This is a genomic window from Embleya sp. NPDC025285 (assembly GCF_055558835.1).
The window spans coordinates 18761-37211 of the sequence record NZ_JBVHLU010000079.1; the positions used below are offsets into that span (position 1 = coordinate 18761).

Genomic DNA, 18451 nt, shown 5'->3' on the forward strand with positions numbered 1-18451 from the left:
TCGATGCGGTTCAGTGGTTCGAGTGCGCGACCAGGTGGGCGCACGTGACGAGGTCGAGTGCGGCGTGGCCGGTGGAGCTGAAGACGGTCGGACGTTCGTCGAGTCCGGGGTGCTCGCCGGTCTCCAGGGATTCCAGGTCGATCGCGGTGCGGTGGATCTCGCCGGCCTCGGCTACGGCGGTCTCGATGGATTCGACGATCAGCGGGCCGGATGCCAGCAGTTCGCGCGACAGTTCGCGTGATTGCGGGGTGTGTGCGCCCATGCAGTTGATGTGCACGTGCGCCGGGAGGTCCGTGGCGATCGGCAGCGGGCTCGTCGAGGTCGTCGCGGTGGCCACGACGTCCGCTCCCGAGGTGGCTTCGGCGGCCGAGGCGCGGACGTGAGCCGTTGCCCGGCCGGCGGCTCGGATGCGCGCGCACAGGGCCTCGGCGTGCGCGGGGTTGCGCGAGTGCACCCGTACCCGGGTGATCTCCCGTACGGCCGAGACGCCGAGGTATTGCTGCCAGGCCTGGACGCCGGATCCGATGATCGCCAGGTCGGCGCTGTCGCGGGCCGCGCAGTGGTCGGTGACCACGGCGGTGACGGCGGCGCATTTGAGATTGGTGACGGCGGCGCCGTCCAGGACCGCGAGCAGTTTCCCGGTGCTCGTCGAGAAGACCGGGACCACGGAGGTCACGGTCGGCCCCGGGCCGTTGCCGATGGTGGCGATCTTGGCGATGTAGAGGCCGTGGTCGAGGGAGACGGCGGGCATCGACACGAACTTGACGCCGTGTCCCTCGTCGACGACTTGGCGCATGGGCACGGTCATCCGGCCGAGCGTGCCGCCGCGCAGGCCGTCGCGGATCAGCTCGGCCACGGCCAGGACGTCGCCGGCGCGGGTGTCGGGCGGGGCGAGGCTCATTCGAGTCCCGCAAGGGCGTCGACGAGGTCGTCCGCGAACCGCTCGGCCAGTTCCGTGGGCATGTCGCCGCGCAGCATCATCCGCACGCCCGCGTCTCCTTGCGCCACGATCGGGAAGAACATCGCGGAGCAGTAGTAGCCGCGCCGGTAGAGGTCGGTGGACAGCCGTACGGCCCGGTCGTTGTCGCCGACGGTGACGAATTTGATGTGTGACCCGGTGCCGCGGACCTCGTGTCCGCGTAGCCGGTCGTCGAAGAGGGCGATGTTGTGGGCGAGTTGCCGTTGGCGTTGGGTCAGCTCGGGGTCGCGGTGTACCCGCAGGGCGCCCAGGGAGGTGCCCACCGCGGCCGTGCGCAGGCCCTGTGACCAGGCCAACGGCCCTGATCGGTAGAGGAAGTCGTAGATGTGGCGTTCGCCGATCATGGCGATGCCGCCGGTGCTGCCGAACGCCTTGGCGATCGAGGCGACGATCACGGTCCGTGCGCCGAGGTCCTCGAACACGGTGCGTGCGTAGCCTTCTCCGCGCGGCCCTACGGCGGACAGCGCGTGCGAGTCGTCGAGGTAGACGAACATCCCGTAGCGGTCCTGGAGGGCCTTGATGCCGGCCAGGTCGGCCTGTCCGCCGACCGAGTAGACGCCTTCGCAGACGTAGGCGACGCGCGGGTATCGCCGGCACACGTCCTCGAGGAACTGCATGTCGTTGTGCGGGCAGGTCAGCGCCAGCGTCTCGTCGGCGACGATCGGCTTGAGGAAGTTCATCGAGAAGTGCGCGAACCGGTCGAAGACCACGACGAGGGGCTCGCCGTCGCCGAGGTGCCCGGAGGCCAGCAGCGGCAGGATCGCGGCGCTGAGCACCCCGCAGGACACGGACGGCAGCACGTGGGTGCCGAAGTGTTCGGCGAGTTCCTCCTCGAGTCGGTTCATGATGCCCAGCCGGATGCGGAACTCGCCCATGGACAGGCCGGTGATGCGCTCGTCGGCGAGCGCGGCGCGCCCGGCCTCGATCACCGCGGGGTGGCTGTTGAGTCCCAGGTACGAGCACGAGGACAGGTTGGCGAACTCGTGCCCGGAGTCGATCTCGCGCAGCCGGTTCTGGCCGTCGACGGCCTCGACCACCAGTCCGAGCATGCCGTGCTTCTCGGACAGGCCCCACGCCGCCTCGGCGGCCGGCACCATCTTGCGGTTGTTGCGGAATCGGTGCGGGCCGACGATGTCCTCGCTCATCGGGCCGCCTCGGCCCGCTCGTGCAGCCAGCCGCCGAGTCGGACGATGGCCTGGCGTGCCTTGCCCAGCCGCGTGTAGTGCAGGTGCCACACGTGCACCATGCCGGGCCAGACCTCCAGGACGCCGGTGGAGCCGGCCCGGCGCAGCGCGGCGGTGAACCGTTCCGCGTCGCTGAGCAGGATCTCCCGGCTGCCCACCTGGATGAGCACGGGCGGCAGTCCGGTCGGGTCCCCGTACAGCGGGGACGCGTAGGGGGTGGTCGGCTCGGCGCCCGCCAGGTAGGAGCCGGCCACCAGTGCGACGATGTTCTTGCCGACCAGGGGGTCGTCGTCCGCCAGGGTGCGGAAGGTTTCACCGGTGCCGGCCAGGTCGGTCCACGGCGATACGCAGGCCGCCGCGGCGGGCAGCGGCAGTCCGAGGTCGCGGAGTTTGAGCAGTGTCCCCAGGACCAGGCCGCCGCCCGCGGAGTCCCCCGCGAACACCACTTCCCGGGCCGGCACGCCGCTCGCGAGCAGGTTCTCGTACGCGGCGACCGCGTCGTCCAGTGCCGCCGGATAGGGGTGTTCGGGCGCGCGGCGGTAGTCGACGAAGAACATCCGGCTGTGCGCCGCCCGGGCGATCTCGGAGACGAGTCCGCCGTGGCTGCGCAACGAGCCGTAGACGTAGCCGCCGCCGTGCAGGTAGATCCCGGTCCGCTCGCCGCGCACGTCCGGTGGGGTCAACAGCACGCCGCCGTCGCGGTGTTCGACCTTGATGTCGTCGGCGATCGGGGTGCCCCACGCGTCGTAGAACGGACGGGCCTCGTCGATCGCCTCGGGCCATTCGTCGGCCGTCAACGCGGCCAGCAGTTCGTCGAGTTCGGCCACCTCGTGCTCGGACATCACCGGCACGTCGGGTTCGGTCGGTGTGCTCACCGGGCCGTCCCGCCGTCGGCGCCGACCGGGTCGACGCCTCGGTGGTAGCGCTCGCGGGCGGCCTCGTCCGGGACCTCGAGGGTGGGCTCGGGGATCTCGAGGCGGTAGTGCCGGTACCACTTGGCCAGTTCGTCGCTGTCGGCGAACTGGTACTCCAGGTGCCGGATGGGCCGGCGCGAGGGCTTGCCGGGGTCGACCGGGCGGGGGATGGAGCCGGCGTGTGCGAGGCCGCCGTCCACCTCGTTGAACAGCACGATCATCACCAGGTCGGTGTCCAGGTCGACGTCCACCGCGGTGGCGTGCTCGGCCAGGATGCGGTCGGCGTGTTCCTCCTTGACGGCCACGTTGAAGCTGTGCGGCATCAACTCGACCAGGTCGGCGGGCGGTACGTCCGCGTCCCGGCAGTAGGCGCGGGTGTCGCACAGGATCGGGATGCCGCCGTCGATGTTGGTGTTGGGTCCGTAGATGTTCGCGATGAACGGCGTGGCGGCGTCGAAGTGCACGCATTTGGTGGTGAGGAACTCGCGTGCCGTGGTGTGGTCGTCGTTCGGGGTGAAGTGGGTGTTCTTGTTGTAGCCGTCGACGTCCATGCCGGCGATGCGGTCGTAGCCGATCGCGACCGGGGTGAACTTGGCGACCTCCACCCGAGTGCCGAAGGCGCGGAAGAGCGATTCCAGGTAGTCGCGGGCCACCGCGGCGTCCCGTTCGTCGTGGATGTCCAGCCCGTGGCGGGCCAGCGTGCGGTCGAGGCCGTGGCAGACGGCGACGCCGGCGCCGCCGGTCACCAGGCGCACCAGTTCGTCGACGAGTTCGTCGTCGGCCCGCTCCAGTCGGCCGTCGACGAGCACGCTCTCGTGGGCCGACACGTCGATGATCGCGTGCTGCGGCAGGATCTTCACTGGGTTCTCCCGATTCAGTGGTGCCGGTGCGGGGCGGGTTCGGCGTCGGCCGCGTACAGCCGGAGCATGCGTCTGGCCCGCAGCACGAACGGTGGGGCCAGCACGCGGTCCTTCTCGACCGCGAAGCCGTAGGGCGTGGCGTCGTAGTCCTCGACCACGCGCCGGTATTCGGCGATCTCGTCCGGGCCGACCTTGAACGTCTGGGCGATCACGTCGACTTGGCGGGGGTGGATGGCCGCCTTGCCGGTGAAGCCGGCCTCCCGGGCCGCCTGGCATTGGGCCTGGACCACTGCCAGGTCGTGCAGTTCGAAGGAGTTGGTGTCGATCGCGGGCAGCCGGTACTTGGCCGCCGCGACGCACAGTCGGGCTCGTGCGTGGTCGAGGTAGGACTCGTTGGCGGTGTACATCTCGGCGGTCAGGTCCGCCTGGCCGAAGCACAGGCCGTCGCTCTCCGCGGCGATCGCGAAGGCGTTCTCGACGGCGTCGACGGTCTCGATGAAGCTGATCACGCTGGGTGGTTTCGAGGTTTGCGCGAGCAGTGAGCGGTAGATGGCCACGTCGCCCGCTCCGGCGATCTTGGGGATGAAGATCGCGTCGATCGCGATGCCGCCGATCATGGCGTCCTGTTCGATCACCGCCTTCATGTCCTCGAGGCCGTCGAGGGTGGCGATGGTGTTCACCCGCAGACCCAGCGCGGGCAGGCCGGCCCGGGTCAGATCGGCCGCGGCCAACATCGCGCGGGCCTCGGCCTTCCTGGCCGGGTGGGTGGAGTCCTCCAGGTCCAGGACGAGCATGTCCGCGTGCATCTTGCCCGGTTCGGCCACCGCCGCGATGCGCAGCGCCGGGGTGTACAGCAGGCTCGCGTGCGGCTTCATCGGGCACTCTCCCGTCCGAACAGCAGGTTCATCTTCCGCAGCGAGAACTCCTCGTAGCGGATCGGCTCGTAGCGCGCGGGGCGGTCGGTGGCGAACTTCGGGAAGCACTCGATGACGGTGTCGTCGTTGGCGAGCTTGAAGAACGCGATGGATTGGCGTCGCCGGTCGGCAAGGCGCACCCGGTGCGGGGTGGAGACGTACTCGTCGTTGGACCAGCGGGCCATCAGGTCGCCGATGTTGACGATGAAGCTGTCCCGGTCGCGGACCTCGATGTCCAGCCAGCGGCCCGAGCGGTCGCGGATCTGCAGGCCGGGCCCGTCCTGGGTGAGCAGCGTGATCAGGGTGCCGTCGGTGTGCTCCCCCATGCCCTGGTCGTTGACGAACTCGGGGTCGGTGCCCGGGTACAGGTGTGAGCGGAGCGAGTCGTTGGAGGTGTCGGTGCGGGTGGCGAAGAAGGTGCGCGGCAGGTCCAGGGCCAGCGCGAGCAGTTCGGCGATCCGGCCGGAGACCGCTTCGCAGGCCACGAAGTAGCGCTTGAGCGCGGTCCGCAGCGCGGCCCCGGACTCGTCGGCGGGGAAGGGCAGTTCCTCGTCGTCGTTCAGGATCAGTCGGCCGACGCTGAACTTCTCCACGTAGTCCGAGGGCATGCCCTGTCTGCCGGTGTAGGCGTAGGCGTTCTCGGACAACAGCGCGCTGTGGCCGTAGGGGCTGTAGTCGTTGTCGCCGCGCGCGGTGCTGGTGCGCATCGCGAACTCGCGCTTGGTGTCGAGCGGGAGCCGGAAGAAGCGCAGCGACTCGGTGTAGGCGTCGTCGAAGACCTCGGGGGCGATGCCGTGGCCGCGCGCGATGAAGAATCCGGTGGTCCGGCACGCGTCGGAGATCTCGTCGGCGATGCGCCGCTCGGCGTGGGGGTGTTCGGCGTGCAGGCTGATGACCGGGATCATCGGTCTTCCTTCTGCCGGGGGACGAGGATCGTCCGCTCGAAGTCGATCACGGTCGCGCCGTCCTGGTTGAGGCCGGTGGAGTGCACGGTCACGATGCCCTCGCCGGGTCGGCTCGCGGATTCGCGTTTGGTGAGCACGCGGGTGCGGGCGTAGAGGGTGTCGCCGATGAACACCGGTGCGGTCAGCCGTACCTTGTCCCAGCCCAGGTTGGCCACGCCCTTGGCGCTGATGGTGGCCACCGTCATCCCGTTGACGATCCCGAAGGTGACCAGGCTGGAGACCACCAGGCGGCCGAAGGGGGTCTGTTCGGCGTAGACGGCGTCGATGTGCAGCGGGTGCTGGTTCAGGCACAGCAGCGAGCTCCACACGTTGTCGCTCATGGTGATCGTCCGGCCGGGCCGGTGTTCGACGACCTCGCCGGGGACGAAGTCCTCGTAGACCATGCCGCCGTCCTCCCGGTAGGTCCCGGGACCGACGGCGATGAAAGAGTTCGTCTTCACCGTTCTCCTTCTTCGATGCCGGCCCGGCGCAGTGCCGAGCGGGTCGATCTCAGTGCCGCGTCGGCGGCGGTCGCGGCCAGGCCCAGGCCCCAGAAGGTGCGTCCGTCCGCGTCCAGGGCCGTGAAGCAGGCCTTGGCCTCGCGGCTCGCACCCGCGGTGTCGGTGACGAGCAGCTGGGTGAACTCGACGCCGTGCGCCGCGGCGACGTCGGCGCGCACCTCGTGCTCGTCGGCGTAGGCGTGCGTGGTGGGCGTGTCGTCGACGCAGTAGGTCTCCCGCAGGAGCCGGTGGATCTCCGGCGGGTCGAGTTCGCGGCCGGTGGCGTCGGTGACGTCCTGGACGACGGCCGCGAAGTCGCGCCGCAGGGCGATCGGCAGGTCCAGGCCCCATCCGCTCTTGAGGACGTAGGCGATGCCGCCCTTGCCCGACTGGCTGTTCACCCGGATGATCGCCCGGTAGTCGCGGCCGACGTCCTTGGGGTCGATCGGCAGGTACGGAACCTGCCACGGCGCGTCCCCGGTGTGTCTGCGGGCGCGTTCGGCCTGGGCGGCGAGCCCTTTGGCGATGGCGTCCTGGTGGGTGCCGGAGAACGCGGTGTAGACCAGGTCGCCGGCGTAGGGGTGTCGGGGGTGCACGGGCAGCCGGTTGCAGTCCTCGACGATCTCGCGGACCGCGTCGATGTCGGGGATCTCCAACTCGGGATCGACACCGCGGCTGAACAGGTTGAGCGCGAGCGTCACCAGGCAGACGTTCCCGGTGCGTTCGCCGTTGCCGAAGAGCGTGCCCTCGACCCGGTCGGCCCCCGCCAGCAGGGCCAGTTCGGCCGATGCGACGGCTGTGCCGCGGTCGTTGTGCGGATGCACCGACAGGATGATCGCATCGCGTCGATCGAGGTTTCGGTGCATCCACTCCACCTGGTCGGCGAAGAAGTTGGGTCCGTGTGTCTCCACGGTGGTCGGCAGGTTCAGCACGAGCGGCCGGTCGGGCGTGGCGTCGACGACCTCCGCAACCCGGTTGGCGATCTCCAGCGCGAAATCCGGCTCGGTCACGTTGAAGGTCTCCGGCGAGTACTCGAACCGGATGTCCGAGCCGCTCTCCTGCTCCGCCAGGCGCACCATGTGCCGGGCGCCGTCGACGGCCATCCGCAGCACGTCCTGCCGCGACATGCCGAACACCACGTCGCGCCACAGGCACGCGGTCGCGTGGCACAAATGCACCACCGCGCGTTCGGCTCCGCGAATTGCGTCGAAGGTCCGCTCGATGAGTTCGGGACGCGCCGGTGTGAAAACCGACACCGTCACGTCGTCGGGAATCCCTTCCTTGATCACCGTTTCCCGTACGAAGTCGAAATCGTCGACACTGGCCGCCGGATATCCGATCTCGATATCCTTGAAACCCATCGTGACGAGCAGTTCGAACATTCGCTTCTTGCGGCGCAGGTCCATGGGTTCGGCCAGCGCCTGATTTCCGTCCCGGAGATCGACCGAGGCCCACATCGGGGCCCGGTCCAGTGCCCGGGTGGGCCACTCGCGCGGGAAATCGGCCGCCGGTCCCGGTGGCTCGTCCCGCGTGTAGCGGTGGAACGGCATCGATGAGGGGCGTTGCGGAAATCCCCGCCTCGGCCCCGGCAAAGAAAATGGCGAGCCCGGCGCACTCACGTCCACGACGACTCCCTCTCACAGTTTTCAGCGCTGCGAAGGTACCGAGCGCCCACGCACCGGGAAATCAGAGGATCCTCTAGAGCGAACCCTGGAATCGGGCCAATTACCCGCATATTGGCCGATGGGGTGAACTCCGCGGTTGACGTCACCGGTTTCGTCCCGGCTAGGATTTCGGCATACCGATCGGCACCGAATTCATCGGCTCCTGCGAAATGGCGGCCCATGGCCAACTCGACCAGTTCGGACAACCACGCGCCGAAGGTGGCCGACCCGACCGTGCGGACCGGCCGGGTGCTGACGGTGGTCAGCCTGGGCTACGGGATGATCGTGATCGACATCAGCATCGTCAACGTGGCGATCCCGGCGATCCGCTCCAGTCTCGACGCGAGCCTGGCCACGATGCAGCTCGTGGTGGACGCGTACGTGATCGTGTTGGCGAGCCTGGTGCTGGCCGGCGCGGCGGCGGTCGGCCGGTTCGGCGCGGTGTCGATGTTCCGGTTGGGCATCGCGGTGTTCGGGGCGACGTCGGTGTTGTGCGGAATCGCGCCCGACGGGGGCACGCTCGTGGCGATGCGGGCCGCGCAGGGGCTGGGTGCGGTGTTGCTGGTTCCGGCCACGCTGGTGATGCTCACCGAGACCTACCGGGATCCGAACGACCGGGCCAAGGCCGTCGCGGTGTGGGCGATGGTCGCCGGGAGTCCGGTCGCGTTCGGCCCCATCCTGGGCGGCGCCCTGGTCACCGCGATCGGTTGGCGCAGCATCTTCCTCGTGAACGTGCCGATCGTGCTGGTCACGTTGTGGTTGTCGGCCGCGCACATGCCACGCGACGATCCGCGGGCGCGGGCCGCCGCGCGCGAACCCCAGGATTTCCCGGGCCAGTTCCTGGCCATTGTGCTGCTCGGGGGCGTCGCGGTGGCGCTCACCGAGGGCCGCGAGCTGGGTTGGACCGCGCCGCTGCCGGTCGCCGCCGCGGTGACGGCGCTGGTCGCGCTCGTCGCGTTCGTGATCAGACAGCGCACGTACGCGTTTCCGATGATCCCGGGCGATCTGTTCCGGGCCCCGGGGTTCCGCGGTTTCGTCACGGTGGGGCTGTTGTTGTTCACCGGCTACTACGGACTGGTCTTCTCCATCAGCGTGTTCCTCCAACAGGTGCACGGGTATGGTCCGGTCGCCACCGGACTGTGCTTCCTGCCCTCCGCGTTGCCGATCACCTTCATGCCGCTGGTCGCGGGGCGGGTCAACGCGCGACTCGGTCCCCTGCGGGTCCTGGTCGTCGCGATCGTGCTGACCCTGGTCGGCGGCGTGCTGCTGGCCCTGATCGGCGGGGACGCGCCGATCGGCGTGGGTGTCGGGCTCACCTTCATCGGCCTCGGCTTCGGTCTCGCGACCGTTCCGCAGATCACCCTGGTCATGGCGACCGCTCCGGCGCACCGGATGGCGATCGCGAGCGGACTGCTGTCGGCGGCCCGGCAGTCCGGAACCATGATCGGCGTCGCGCTGCTCGGCGGCCTCCAGTCCGGCGACGACATCGCCGCGCCGGCGATCGGTGCGGTCGTGGCCTACCTGTTGATGGGGGTGGCCGCCGGGCTGGGGGGCCGGAGACTGCCGGCGCACGGCACGACGTAGCGACATCGGCGCCGCGCGACGCGGGGGCGCACGTCGGTTCATCGGAACTCATCACATCCCGGAGTACTCATGTCCGATCAGCAACCGGATCGCGTTCGCGACCTTGCCACCCGGGTCGCACAACTGCGTGCGAGTGACCGCGAGTTCGCGCGGGCGGCGCCGTCACCGGAGGTCGTCGAGACGATCCGGCGCGCGGACGGCGGCCTGATCGCCACGATCGCGGCCGCCATGAGCGGCTACGCGGACCGGCCGGCGCTCGGACGACGAGCCGAGCGCGTCGTCCGAGATCCCGCCACCGGTCGTAGTGGCCTCGAACTCCTGCCCGAGTTCCGGATGTCGACCTATGCCGAGGTGTGGCAGCGGGTACGCGTACTCGCCACCGCCTGGGCCGGCGAGGGCGCCGGCCGCCTGGGCGTCGGCGACTTCGTGGGTGTACTGGGCTTCACCGGAGTCGACTACGCGACGATCGACCTGGCCTGCATGTACCTGGGCGCGGTGCCGGTCCCGCTGCCGACCGGATCGCCGGCCGTACGGCTGGCGCCGGTCGTCGCCGAGACCCGGCCGCGGATCCTCGCGGCGGACGTCTCTTCGATCGAGGCCGCGGTCGACACCGTCCTGGGCTGCGACTCCATCGAGCGCCTGGTCGTCTTCGATCACGACGCGCGCGTGGACGACCACCGGGACGCGCTCGTCGCCGCGGTCGACAAGCTGAGCGGGCGCGCCCCGGTGGTGTCGCTCGGGGACGAGTTGCGTGCCGGCGCGCGGCTGCCGGCGGTGGAACCCTACGACGACGACGATCCGGATCGGCTGGTCGGCCTGATCTACACGTCCGGCAGCACCGGCACCCCCAAGGGCGCGATCTACACCGCGTCGATGCTCACCCGGATGTGGCAGACCGGGCGCGGCGGTATGAGCAACGCGGGGGCTAGCGGCGACACCCCGCTGCCGACGATCGTCCTGCACTACATGCCGATGAGCCACGTCAACGGCCGCGCGTGGCTGATCTCCGGTCTCTCCTCCGGCGGGATCGGGTACTTCGCGGCCCGCGCGGACATGTCGACCCTGTTCGACGACATCCGTCTGTCGCGCCCCACGGTGCTGAGCCTGGTGCCCCGGATCTGCGACATGGTCCACCAGCGGTACCTTCTCGAGGCCGACCGCCTGTGCCGGACCACCGCGGACGCCGGCATCGAGTGGTCGGCGGCCGAGACGATCGCGCGCGAACGGGTTCGGGACGACATGCTCGGTGGCCGGATCGTCAGCGCGCTGTGCGGCAGTGCGCCGCTGTCGGCTTCGATGCACACGTTCATGGCCTCGGTCCTGGGCACGAAGGTCGTCGACTGCTACGGGTCCACGGAGACGACCCGGGCGGTCGTCGTCGATCAGCGGGTGCGCCGACCACCGGTGACCGACTACAGGTTGGTCGACGTACCCGAACTCGGCTACTTCGCGACCGACCGGCCGCACCCGCGAGGCGAGTTGCGGCTGAAGTCGGTGGGGTTGGTTCCCGGCTACTACCGGCAACCCGACGTCGACGCCCGGACCTTCGACGAGGACGGCTACTACCGCACGGGCGACGTGTTCGCCGAGATCGCGCCCGACCGACTGGTCTACGTCGACCGGATCAACAACGTCGTCAAGCTCTCCCAGGGGGAGTTCGTCGCCATCTCCGCGCTGGAGGCGCTGTACGCCACTAGTCCGCGCATCGCGCAGCTCTATGTCTACGGCAGCGCCGAACAGGCGTTCCTGCTCGCGGTGGTCGTGCCCGACCGGGCGCGCACCGACACGACCGACGACGACCGGCTGCGGGCCGCGATCCTCGACTCGATGCGCGAACTCGCCCGCGCGGCGGGGCTCCAGCCGTACGAGGTGCCGCACGACGTGATCGTGGAACCGCATCCGTTCACGGTCGGGAACGGCCTGTTGTCGGGAGCCGGCAAGGTGGTGCGACCCGCTCTCAAGGAGCGCTACGGGGCGCGGCTGGAGCGGTTGTACGCGGACATCGCGGCCGGGCGCGCGGGGCGGTTCGCGGCTCTGCGGGACGCGGGCGCAGGCGTCGAGCCTTTGGCCGCCGTGCTGGCCGCGGTGCAGATCACCCTCGGGTATCCCTCGTCGCTGGTCCGACCCGACGCGAACTTCACCGATTTGGGCGGTGATTCGTTGTCCGCGCACACGTTCTCGACCGCGCTCGAGCAGATCTTCGAGCTGGAGGTCCCCGTCCAGGTGATCCTCGCGCCCACCGCGACGCTGATCGGCGTCGCGGAGTACATCGAGGCGGCGCGCGGGGGCGACGTGACGCGTCCCACGTTCGCGTCGGTACACGGCCGCGGCGCGGTGGAGGTGCGGGCAAGCGAGTTGACCCTCGACCGGTTCGTGAACGAGCGTGTCCTGGCCCGGCTGCCGGGTACTTCGACCGCTCCGGCCGTTTCGGGCCCTGTGGATCCGGTCCGGAACGTGCTGCTCACCGGGCCGACCGGGTACCTCGGCGGCTTCCTGGCGATCGAGTGGCTGCGGCGTGTGGTGGCAACGGGCGGGCGGCTGACCTGCCTTGCCCGTGCGGGCGACGACGCAGCGGCACGGCGACGGGTGCTGGAGAGTCTGCGCGCCGCGGCGGCGGACCGTCTCGAGTGGTTCGACACGGTCGCCGCCGAGCACCTGGACGTGCTGGCCGCGGACGTGTCCGCGCCGAGGCTGGGCCTGGACCGGGGCGCGTGGGAGCGGGTGGCCGCCGAGACGGATCAGATCGTGCACGCCGCCGCACTGGTCAACCACGTGCTCCCGTACAGCCGGTTGTTCACGCCGAACGTCGTCGCGACGGCCGAGCTGATCGAGCTCGCGCTCACCGGTCCGATGAAGCGCTTCGCCTTCGTCTCGACGATCGCCGCCGCGATGGAGGCGGACGGGTCGATCCTGGACGAGCGGGTGGACGTGCGTACGGCCTCCCCGTCGCGGCGGTTGCGCGACTTTGACGCGAACGGATACGCGACCGGCAAGTGGGCCGCCGAGGTCCTGCTGCGCGACGCGCACGAGCGTACGGGTCTGCCGGTCGTGGTGTTCCGTCCCGACATGATCCTGGCGCACAGTCGCCTGCCCGGCCGGCTGAACGTCCCCGACCGGTTCACCCGACTGATCCTCAGCGTCGTCGCCACCGGCATGGCGCCGTACTCCTTCTACCGACTCGACGAGAGCGGCGAACGCCGGCGGGCCCACTACAGCGGACTGCCGGTCGACTTCACCGCCGAGGCGATCACCGCACTCGCCGCGCGTCACCGGGACGGATACGCCACCTACAACACCGTCAACGCGAACGACGACGGCGTCTCACTCGACGAGATCGTCGACTGGCTCGTCCACGCGGGCCGCCCGATCACCCGATTCGCCGACTACGACCAGTGGCGCATGCGCTTCGAGGCGGCCGTCCGCGGCCTCCCCGATCACCAACGCCGTGCGTCCCTGCTCCCCCTCCTCCCGGCCTACGCCCACCCGGCCATCCCGCGACCCCCCGGCACGATCCCCACCACCCGCTTCACCGAGGCGGTGGCCGGCCTGCCCGTCGCCGAAGGCCGAATCCCGTCGATCACCCCGAAGTTCATCACCAAATACCTCACCGACCTGACCGAACTGGGTTTGCTCCGGGGCTGATCCGAGACGGTCCGAGACCGTCCGATTCCGGAGGCCACATGCGGGCCGCGGATGTCAGGCAGTGGGTGGGGCCGAACCAGGGCCGCGGTGCCGCGATGGGTTTCCTGCCGATTCGCCCGAACTCGACCTGTTCCAGCGCTGATCCGCAGACGGTCCGACTGCGGGAGCCACATGCCGGCCGCGGACGTCAGGGACTGGTCGGGTCGCCGAACCAGTGGTGCGGGGCCGCGGTGAGGGAAGTGGGGTCGGTGGTCGCGGTGTCGGTGGCCCAGGCGGTGATGCCGTCGGAGCGGATCAGGAGGGCCGCCGTGGGGGTGGGGGTGGTGGCCTGGGTGGTGAGGATGGTGATCCGGTCGGGGTAGGCGGCGGGCTTGCGGAGTTCGGGGGTGTCGCGGAGGTCGCTGATGGCGGGCGAGTCGGCCGACGATGTGGTCGAGGACCACAGGAGGCGCCTGAACGACGCCTTCGACGCCTTGGAACGCGCCCTGGAGGGGTGAACCCGCCCGGGCCGCCCGGCGCCGGCGACACCGAGGGCCGCCGACACGACTGCGCCGACCTCACCCGCGATCGTGAGGTCGGCGCAGTCGTGGTTCGCGAGGCTCGCCCCGGTTACGGCGTGGCGGGCTTCCCGGCGGTGAAGAGCCAGGTGTTGAACAGCGAATCGAGGTTCTTGCCGGAGATCCGCTTGCTCAGGGCGATGAACTGGCGGGTGTCGCCGTGGCCGTAACGGCGGTCCGTGGCCCAGGTCTTCAGGATGGTGAAGAACGCCTTGTCGCCGACGGTCTGGCGGAGCTTCTCCAAGACCATGGCGCCGCGCTCGTACGGCGGCTTGTCGAAGATGTGCCCGCCGTCGCCCGGGTCGGCGGCCGGGAAGGACCACAACGGGTCGGTGGCCGGCAGGGCGTAGTCGGCGGCGAACTGCTGGGCGGTGCTGAGGCCGCCGTGCTCGGCGTCCCAGAGCCACTCGGCGTAGGTGGCGAAGCCCTCGTTCAGCCAGATGTCCTGCCACTTGGTGAGCGACACCGAGTTGCCGAACCACTGGTGTGCCGTCTCGTGCACGAGCGTGCCGATGCTGGGCGCCCGGTCGTAGATCGGCCTGGTCTGGGTCTCCAGCGCGTAGCCGACGTCGGGCGCGTCCTCGACGATGGCGCCGGCGGCCTCGAACGGGTAGCGGCCGAACAGCTTGGTCTCCCACTCGATCACGGCGGGGAGTTGGTCCAGGACCGGCTTGGTCGCCGCGGCCTGGCTCGGCGCGACGGCGTTGTAGACCGGCAGGCCGTCCGCGGTCACGTACTGCTCGACCTGGAACCTGCCGATGCTCGCGGTGGCCAGGTAGGCGGCCATCGGCTTGGCCTCGCGCCAGGAGAAGGTGGTCTTGCCGGCCCGGTGCCGCTGGTCGCGAAGACGCCCGTTGGACACGGCGGTCCAGCCGTCGGGAACGGTCACCTCGACGTCGTAGGTGGACTTGTCGGTCGGGTGGCTGTTGCTCGGGAACCAGGTCATCGCGCCCTGCGGTTCACTGGCCACGAAGACCGAGTCGTCCGGCTGGATGATCCAACCGTCGGGCGAGCCGTCCGGGTCGTACACGTGCGCCGGGACACCCGAGTAGCCGATGACCACGGTGAACCTGCGGCCCTTGTCCAGCGTGCGGGCCGGGGTGATGGTGAGTTCGGTGCCGTTGCGACTGAAGCCGGCCCGCCTGCCGTCGACCCGGACGCTGTCCACGTTCAGGCCGGACAGGTCGAGGTTGAAGGAACTCAGCCGCTGGGTCGCCGTGACGGCGAGCTCGGCGGTGGCCTCCAGGCGTCTGGTCGTGGGGGTGTAGTCGAGATCGAGATCGTAGTGGGCGACGTCGACCCCGCCGTTGCCGGACAGCGGGAAGTACGGGTCGCCCGCGCCCGGGGCACCGGGCGTCGCGGCACCTCCCGAGGTGGCGGCACCGACCAGGAGCGCGGCGAGTACGGGGGTCGCGACGAGCGCGAGGGCGGGACGAGCGAACTTCGATGCCAAGGCGTGGGCCTCCTGTGTCGTGGCTGAATTCCGAGCCGGCGGCGGATCTGGCGGGCGCACGATCAACGCGTCGCCGGGTCCGCGCGCCGGTCTCCGCGCGTCGACCGTCGACCCGGCCATGGCGCGACGCGACACACGAATCCGACCCGGCGAAGGGTCGGACAGAGGACGAGTCGGACGAAGGATGACAAGAAGAACGTAAGGAGGGACGTGAGGAGGGACGTGATCAGGGACGTGAGTGCCGACGGACGTACCGGAGCGGGACGAGGGAGCGAAGCGGGAACAGGCCGGGCGGGTCGAGGCACGCGGCGAAGCGCTCCGCGCCGGCAATCACTCTACGGTCGAACTCCCGACCGATGAACCTGCTGCGGGCAATCATCCGGATGAAGATCATCGCGCTCGGGCCCAGGCCCGGGCTGCGCTCCGAGCCCGAACCGACCCGACCCCGGGACCCGCGCCCGAACGGATCCCGGCCGCACCGGACTTCGGCTCGGGCCGACGCGCGGCCCTGCCGGTCGAGGTCGGCACGGCGCCCTCGTCGATGTCCGAAACTGTACGACCCATGTCGTTTCAGCCACTGGTGGCGCCCGGACCGCTCGGACAGGATGATCGAGCGCTCCTTCCCACCAGGGAACTTCCGCCCGGGAACCTCCGGACGGATCCAGCGGAACCGGAAAGAGAAACGATGACCCACAACGCCTCGAACCCGCCGGCCGCCGAGACCTCGGACGCCGCCTCGGCCCGCCCGGTCGCCGTCTACGGTGCCTACGGGCACACCGCGCGCTTCGTGGTCGCGGAGTTGATCGCCCGAGGCCGGGCCGTGGTGCTCGTCGGTCGCGACGCCGCGAAGCTCCGGGAGATCGGCGATCGATACCCGAACGCGCCGCTATGGGTCGCCGCCGCCGACGATCCCCAGGCGCTGGACCGCGCGTTCGCCGGCGTCGGGGCCGTGATCAACTGCGCCGGTCCGTTCTCGAGCACCTCGCTGCCGGTGGCCGACGCGGCGGCCCGCGCGGGTGCGCACTACCTGGACGTCGCGGCCGAACAGGCGGCCTCGGCCTCCCTCTTCGACACCCGCTCCGAACGGTTCCGCGCGGCGGGCCTGGTCCTCGCGCCGTCCGTGGCCTTCTACGGTGGTCTCGGCGATCTCCTGGCCACCGCCGCGATGGGCGACTGGTCGGAGGCGGACGAGATCACCATCGCCTTCGCCCTGGACAGTTGGTTGCCGACGCAGGGCACCCGGCTCACCGGCGAGAGCAACGCGGGACACCACCTCGTCTACACCGGGGGCCGGTTGAGCCCGTTCTCGTACAGCACCGAGGTCTCCGACTGGGAGTTCCCGGCGCCGTTCGGGAAGCAGCGGACCAACGAGTTCGCCACGGCCGACCAGGTCACCATCCCGCGGCACCTGCGCACCCCTGAGGTGCGTGCCGTGATGAACCTCGCGCCGCTGGAGGACATCCGCCACCCGGCCACGCCGGAGCCCTCCGCCGCCGACGACCGGGGCCGCTCGGCCCAGACCTACCTCGTCGAGGCGGTCGTGCGCCGCGGCGACCGCGAGCGGCGCGCCGTGGTCACCGGGAACGACATCTACGCGGTGACCGCGCCGATCGTGGTGGAGGCCACCGAACGTGTCCTCGCCGGGCGGCACACCGGCACCGGCGCGCTCGCCGCCGGCGAGGCGTTCCCCGCCGCCGACTTCCTGCGCGCGCTCACCCCGGAGCACCTGACCCGCTTCGAGGTCCGCACCGAGACCGGCGTGAGCTGACCCGGTCGCGGCGAGACGACCGCCGCCGGGCGTTCTCCGGAGGTTCATCCATGGGCCACGGGTTCGTCCTGGCGAGGGGTCGGCCGATGCGGGTTGACTCGGCGTGCTCGCACGATCGGTGCTCCCGCGCGGTCTCGCCGCGTCCGGACGCAGAGAACAGGAGATGGCGTTGCGACGTATCCTTCCCGCGCTCGGTGTGGCCGGCGTGCTGCTGGCGACCCTGGTCGCGGTACCCGCCGCCGCGGCCCAGGACGACACGTCCCGCGCCTCGTCGCGGCCCGCGGCCGACCCGATCGTGATCGGGCACCGGGGTGCCAGTGGCTACCGCCCCGAGCACACCCTGGAGAGCTACCGCCTCGCGATCCGGATGGGCGCCGACTACATCGAGCCCGACCTGGTCTCGACCAGGGACGGCGTACTGGTCGCCCGGCACGAGAACGAGATCTCCGGCACCACCGACATCGCCGCGCACCCGGAGTTCGCCGCGCGCAAGACCACCAAGACCATCGACGGGACACCGGTCACCGGCTGGTTCACCGAGGACCTCACCCTCGCCGAGCTCAAGACGCTGCGGGCGAAGGAGCGGCTGCCGCAGGTCCGGCCCACCAACACCGCGTTCGACGGCAGGTTCGAGGTGCCCACCCTCCAGGAGGTGCTGGACCTGGCCCGGACCGAGGGCCGTCGGGTGCACCGCACGATCGGGGTGTACCCGGAGACCAAGCACCCGACCTACTTCCAGTCGATCGGGCTGCCGCTGGAGGAGCCGCTGGTGCGGACCCTGCGCGACAACCGGCTCACCGGGCGCAAGGACAAGGTGTTCATCCAGTCCTTCGAGACCGCGAACCTGCGCAAGCTGAACCGGATGACCGATGTCCGGCTGGTGCAGTTGCTCGACGCGAGCGGTCGGCCGTACGACCTGGTGGTGGCCGGCGACCCGCGCACCTACCAGGACTTGGTCAAGCCGGAGAACCTGAAGTGGATCCACACGTACGCGGACGGCATCGGCACCAACAAGAACCTGCTCGTCCCGCGTGACGCGGCGGGCAAGCTGCTCGCGCCGACCTCGGTGATCCGCGACGCGCACCGCGCCGGACTGGTCGTGCACGCCTGGACGTTCCGCGCGGAGAACCAGTTCCTGCCGCTGGACTTCCGCCTCGGTGCCGACCCGAACGCGCGCGGCGACATCACCGCCGAGTACGAGCTCTTCTACGGCCTGGGCCTGGACGGCGTCTTCACCGACCAGCCCGACACCGCGGTCGCCGCCCGCGCGGGGCTGCCCGACTAGGCAGGTCCCGGATCCGCCCGGCACGATCGCCGGGCTGCCGCCGGCACGACCGCCGCGTAACGGCAGGCACGTTCGCCACGTGACGGCAAACAGGTTCGACGCGCAGGGCCCCGCCCCGTCCACCCGGCGGCGCGGGGCCCTGCGTACGCCCGGGCGGGGGGTCGCCCGGGCGGCTGCCGGGCGGACCGCACCGCCTCGTCGAC

Annotated in this window: 14 protein-coding genes; 4 read left to right on the forward strand and 10 right to left on the reverse strand. The window is 70.4% G+C overall.

The features are described 5' to 3' along the window. Positions 1-10: 10 nt before the first annotated feature. The 8 genes from ACZ4FV_RS37590 to ACZ4FV_RS37625 are packed head-to-tail and all read right to left on the reverse strand — an operon-like array spanning position 11 to position 7845. Positions 11-901, reverse strand: a complete 891-nt coding sequence (locus ACZ4FV_RS37590) for an ornithine cyclodeaminase family protein (protein WP_402229690.1) — start codon at positions 899-901, stop codon at positions 11-13. After that, positions 898-2124 (reverse strand): aminotransferase class I/II-fold pyridoxal phosphate-dependent enzyme, encoded by a 1227-nt coding sequence (locus tag ACZ4FV_RS37595; protein ID WP_465325068.1) that lies wholly within the window; start codon positions 2122-2124, stop codon positions 898-900. The genes ACZ4FV_RS37590 and ACZ4FV_RS37595 overlap by 4 nt, the downstream gene beginning before the upstream one ends. After that, the gene (locus ACZ4FV_RS37600) at positions 2121-3038 is read right to left on the reverse strand and encodes an alpha/beta hydrolase (RefSeq protein WP_402229685.1); all 918 of its coding nucleotides are present in this window, start codon (positions 3036-3038) and stop codon (positions 2121-2123) included. The genes ACZ4FV_RS37595 and ACZ4FV_RS37600 overlap by 4 nt, the downstream gene beginning before the upstream one ends. Beyond that, positions 3035-3937 (reverse strand): hypothetical protein, encoded by a 903-nt coding sequence (locus tag ACZ4FV_RS37605; RefSeq protein WP_465325071.1) that lies wholly within the window; start codon positions 3935-3937, stop codon positions 3035-3037. Before ACZ4FV_RS37605 ends, ACZ4FV_RS37600 begins: the two co-directional genes overlap by 4 nt. Positions 3938-3951: 14 nt before the next feature. Further along, positions 3952-4812, reverse strand: coding sequence for an HpcH/HpaI aldolase/citrate lyase family protein (locus ACZ4FV_RS37610; protein ID WP_395872968.1), 861 nt, complete (start codon positions 4810-4812; stop codon positions 3952-3954). Continuing rightward, positions 4809-5756, reverse strand: a complete 948-nt coding sequence (locus tag ACZ4FV_RS37615; protein WP_465325074.1) for an isopenicillin N synthase family dioxygenase — start codon at positions 5754-5756, stop codon at positions 4809-4811. The genes ACZ4FV_RS37610 and ACZ4FV_RS37615 overlap by 4 nt, the downstream gene beginning before the upstream one ends. Continuing rightward, on the reverse strand, positions 5753-6199 hold the full coding sequence (locus tag ACZ4FV_RS37620) for a MaoC family dehydratase (RefSeq protein WP_465325093.1): 447 nt from the start codon (positions 6197-6199) through the stop codon (positions 5753-5755). Before ACZ4FV_RS37620 ends, ACZ4FV_RS37615 begins: the two co-directional genes overlap by 4 nt. A gap of 53 nt (positions 6200-6252) precedes the next feature. Further along, entirely contained in the window at positions 6253-7845 is a 1593-nt protein-coding gene (locus ACZ4FV_RS37625; protein WP_402229679.1) for a 2-isopropylmalate synthase, read from the reverse strand. Positions 7846-8139: 294 nt separating this feature from the next. Between ACZ4FV_RS37625 and ACZ4FV_RS37630 the strand changes: the two genes are divergently transcribed. Together ACZ4FV_RS37630 and car are read left to right on the forward strand one after the other, a co-directional pair. Further along, the gene (locus ACZ4FV_RS37630; RefSeq protein ID WP_402229677.1) at positions 8140-9543 is read left to right on the forward strand and encodes an MFS transporter; all 1404 of its coding nucleotides are present in this window, start codon (positions 8140-8142) and stop codon (positions 9541-9543) included. Positions 9544-9612: 69 nt separating this feature from the next. Continuing rightward, positions 9613-13185, forward strand: coding sequence for a carboxylic acid reductase (car, locus tag ACZ4FV_RS37635; RefSeq protein WP_465325076.1), 3573 nt, complete (start codon positions 9613-9615; stop codon positions 13183-13185). A 187-nt stretch (positions 13186-13372) separates the two neighbouring features. Here the strand turns inward: car and ACZ4FV_RS37640 are convergent, their stop codons facing one another. Further along, positions 13373-13729, reverse strand: coding sequence for an aromatic-ring hydroxylase C-terminal domain-containing protein (locus tag ACZ4FV_RS37640; RefSeq protein WP_465325078.1), 357 nt, complete (start codon positions 13727-13729; stop codon positions 13373-13375). 65 nt (positions 13730-13794) lie between these two features. After that, positions 13795-15195: a M1 family metallopeptidase gene (locus tag ACZ4FV_RS37645; protein WP_402229669.1), complete on the reverse strand. Its 1401-nt coding sequence runs from the start codon at positions 15193-15195 to the stop codon at positions 13795-13797. Positions 15196-15880: 685 nt separating this feature from the next. On the opposite strand from ACZ4FV_RS37645, the gene ACZ4FV_RS37650 reads away from it, so the two are divergent. Together ACZ4FV_RS37650 and ACZ4FV_RS37655 are read left to right on the forward strand one after the other, a co-directional pair. After that, positions 15881-16963 (forward strand): saccharopine dehydrogenase family protein, encoded by a 1083-nt coding sequence (locus ACZ4FV_RS37650; RefSeq protein ID WP_402229666.1) that lies wholly within the window; start codon positions 15881-15883, stop codon positions 16961-16963. A 163-nt stretch (positions 16964-17126) separates the two neighbouring features. Then, a complete protein-coding gene (locus tag ACZ4FV_RS37655; RefSeq protein ID WP_465325081.1) occupies positions 17127-18248 on the forward strand; it encodes a glycerophosphodiester phosphodiesterase in 1122 nt (373 codons plus the stop codon). The last annotated feature ends 203 nt before the right edge of the window (positions 18249-18451 follow it).

Excerpts from the sequence above, each read along its gene's own strand:
- ACZ4FV_RS37650 (WP_402229666.1), top strand. The coding sequence starts at position 15,881 with ATGACCCACAACGCCTCGAACCCGCCGGCCGCCGAGACCTCGGACGCC.
- ACZ4FV_RS37610 (WP_395872968.1), bottom strand. The coding sequence starts at position 4,812 with ATGAAGCCGCACGCGAGCCTGCTGTACACCCCGGCGCTGCGCATCGCG.
- ACZ4FV_RS37590 (WP_402229690.1), bottom strand. The coding sequence starts at position 901 with ATGAGCCTCGCCCCGCCCGACACCCGCGCCGGCGACGTCCTGGCCGTG.
- ACZ4FV_RS37595 (WP_465325068.1), bottom strand. The coding sequence starts at position 2,124 with ATGAGCGAGGACATCGTCGGCCCGCACCGATTCCGCAACAACCGCAAG.
- car (WP_465325076.1), top strand. The coding sequence starts at position 9,613 with ATGTCCGATCAGCAACCGGATCGCGTTCGCGACCTTGCCACCCGGGTC.
- ACZ4FV_RS37620 (WP_465325093.1), bottom strand. The coding sequence starts at position 6,199 with ATGGTCTACGAGGACTTCGTCCCCGGCGAGGTCGTCGAACACCGGCCC.
- ACZ4FV_RS37630 (WP_402229677.1), top strand. The coding sequence starts at position 8,140 with ATGGCCAACTCGACCAGTTCGGACAACCACGCGCCGAAGGTGGCCGAC.
- ACZ4FV_RS37655 (WP_465325081.1), top strand. The coding sequence starts at position 17,127 with ATGGCGTTGCGACGTATCCTTCCCGCGCTCGGTGTGGCCGGCGTGCTG.
- ACZ4FV_RS37615 (WP_465325074.1), bottom strand. The coding sequence starts at position 5,756 with ATGATCCCGGTCATCAGCCTGCACGCCGAACACCCCCACGCCGAGCGG.
- ACZ4FV_RS37625 (WP_402229679.1), bottom strand. The coding sequence starts at position 7,845 with ATGCCGTTCCACCGCTACACGCGGGACGAGCCACCGGGACCGGCGGCC.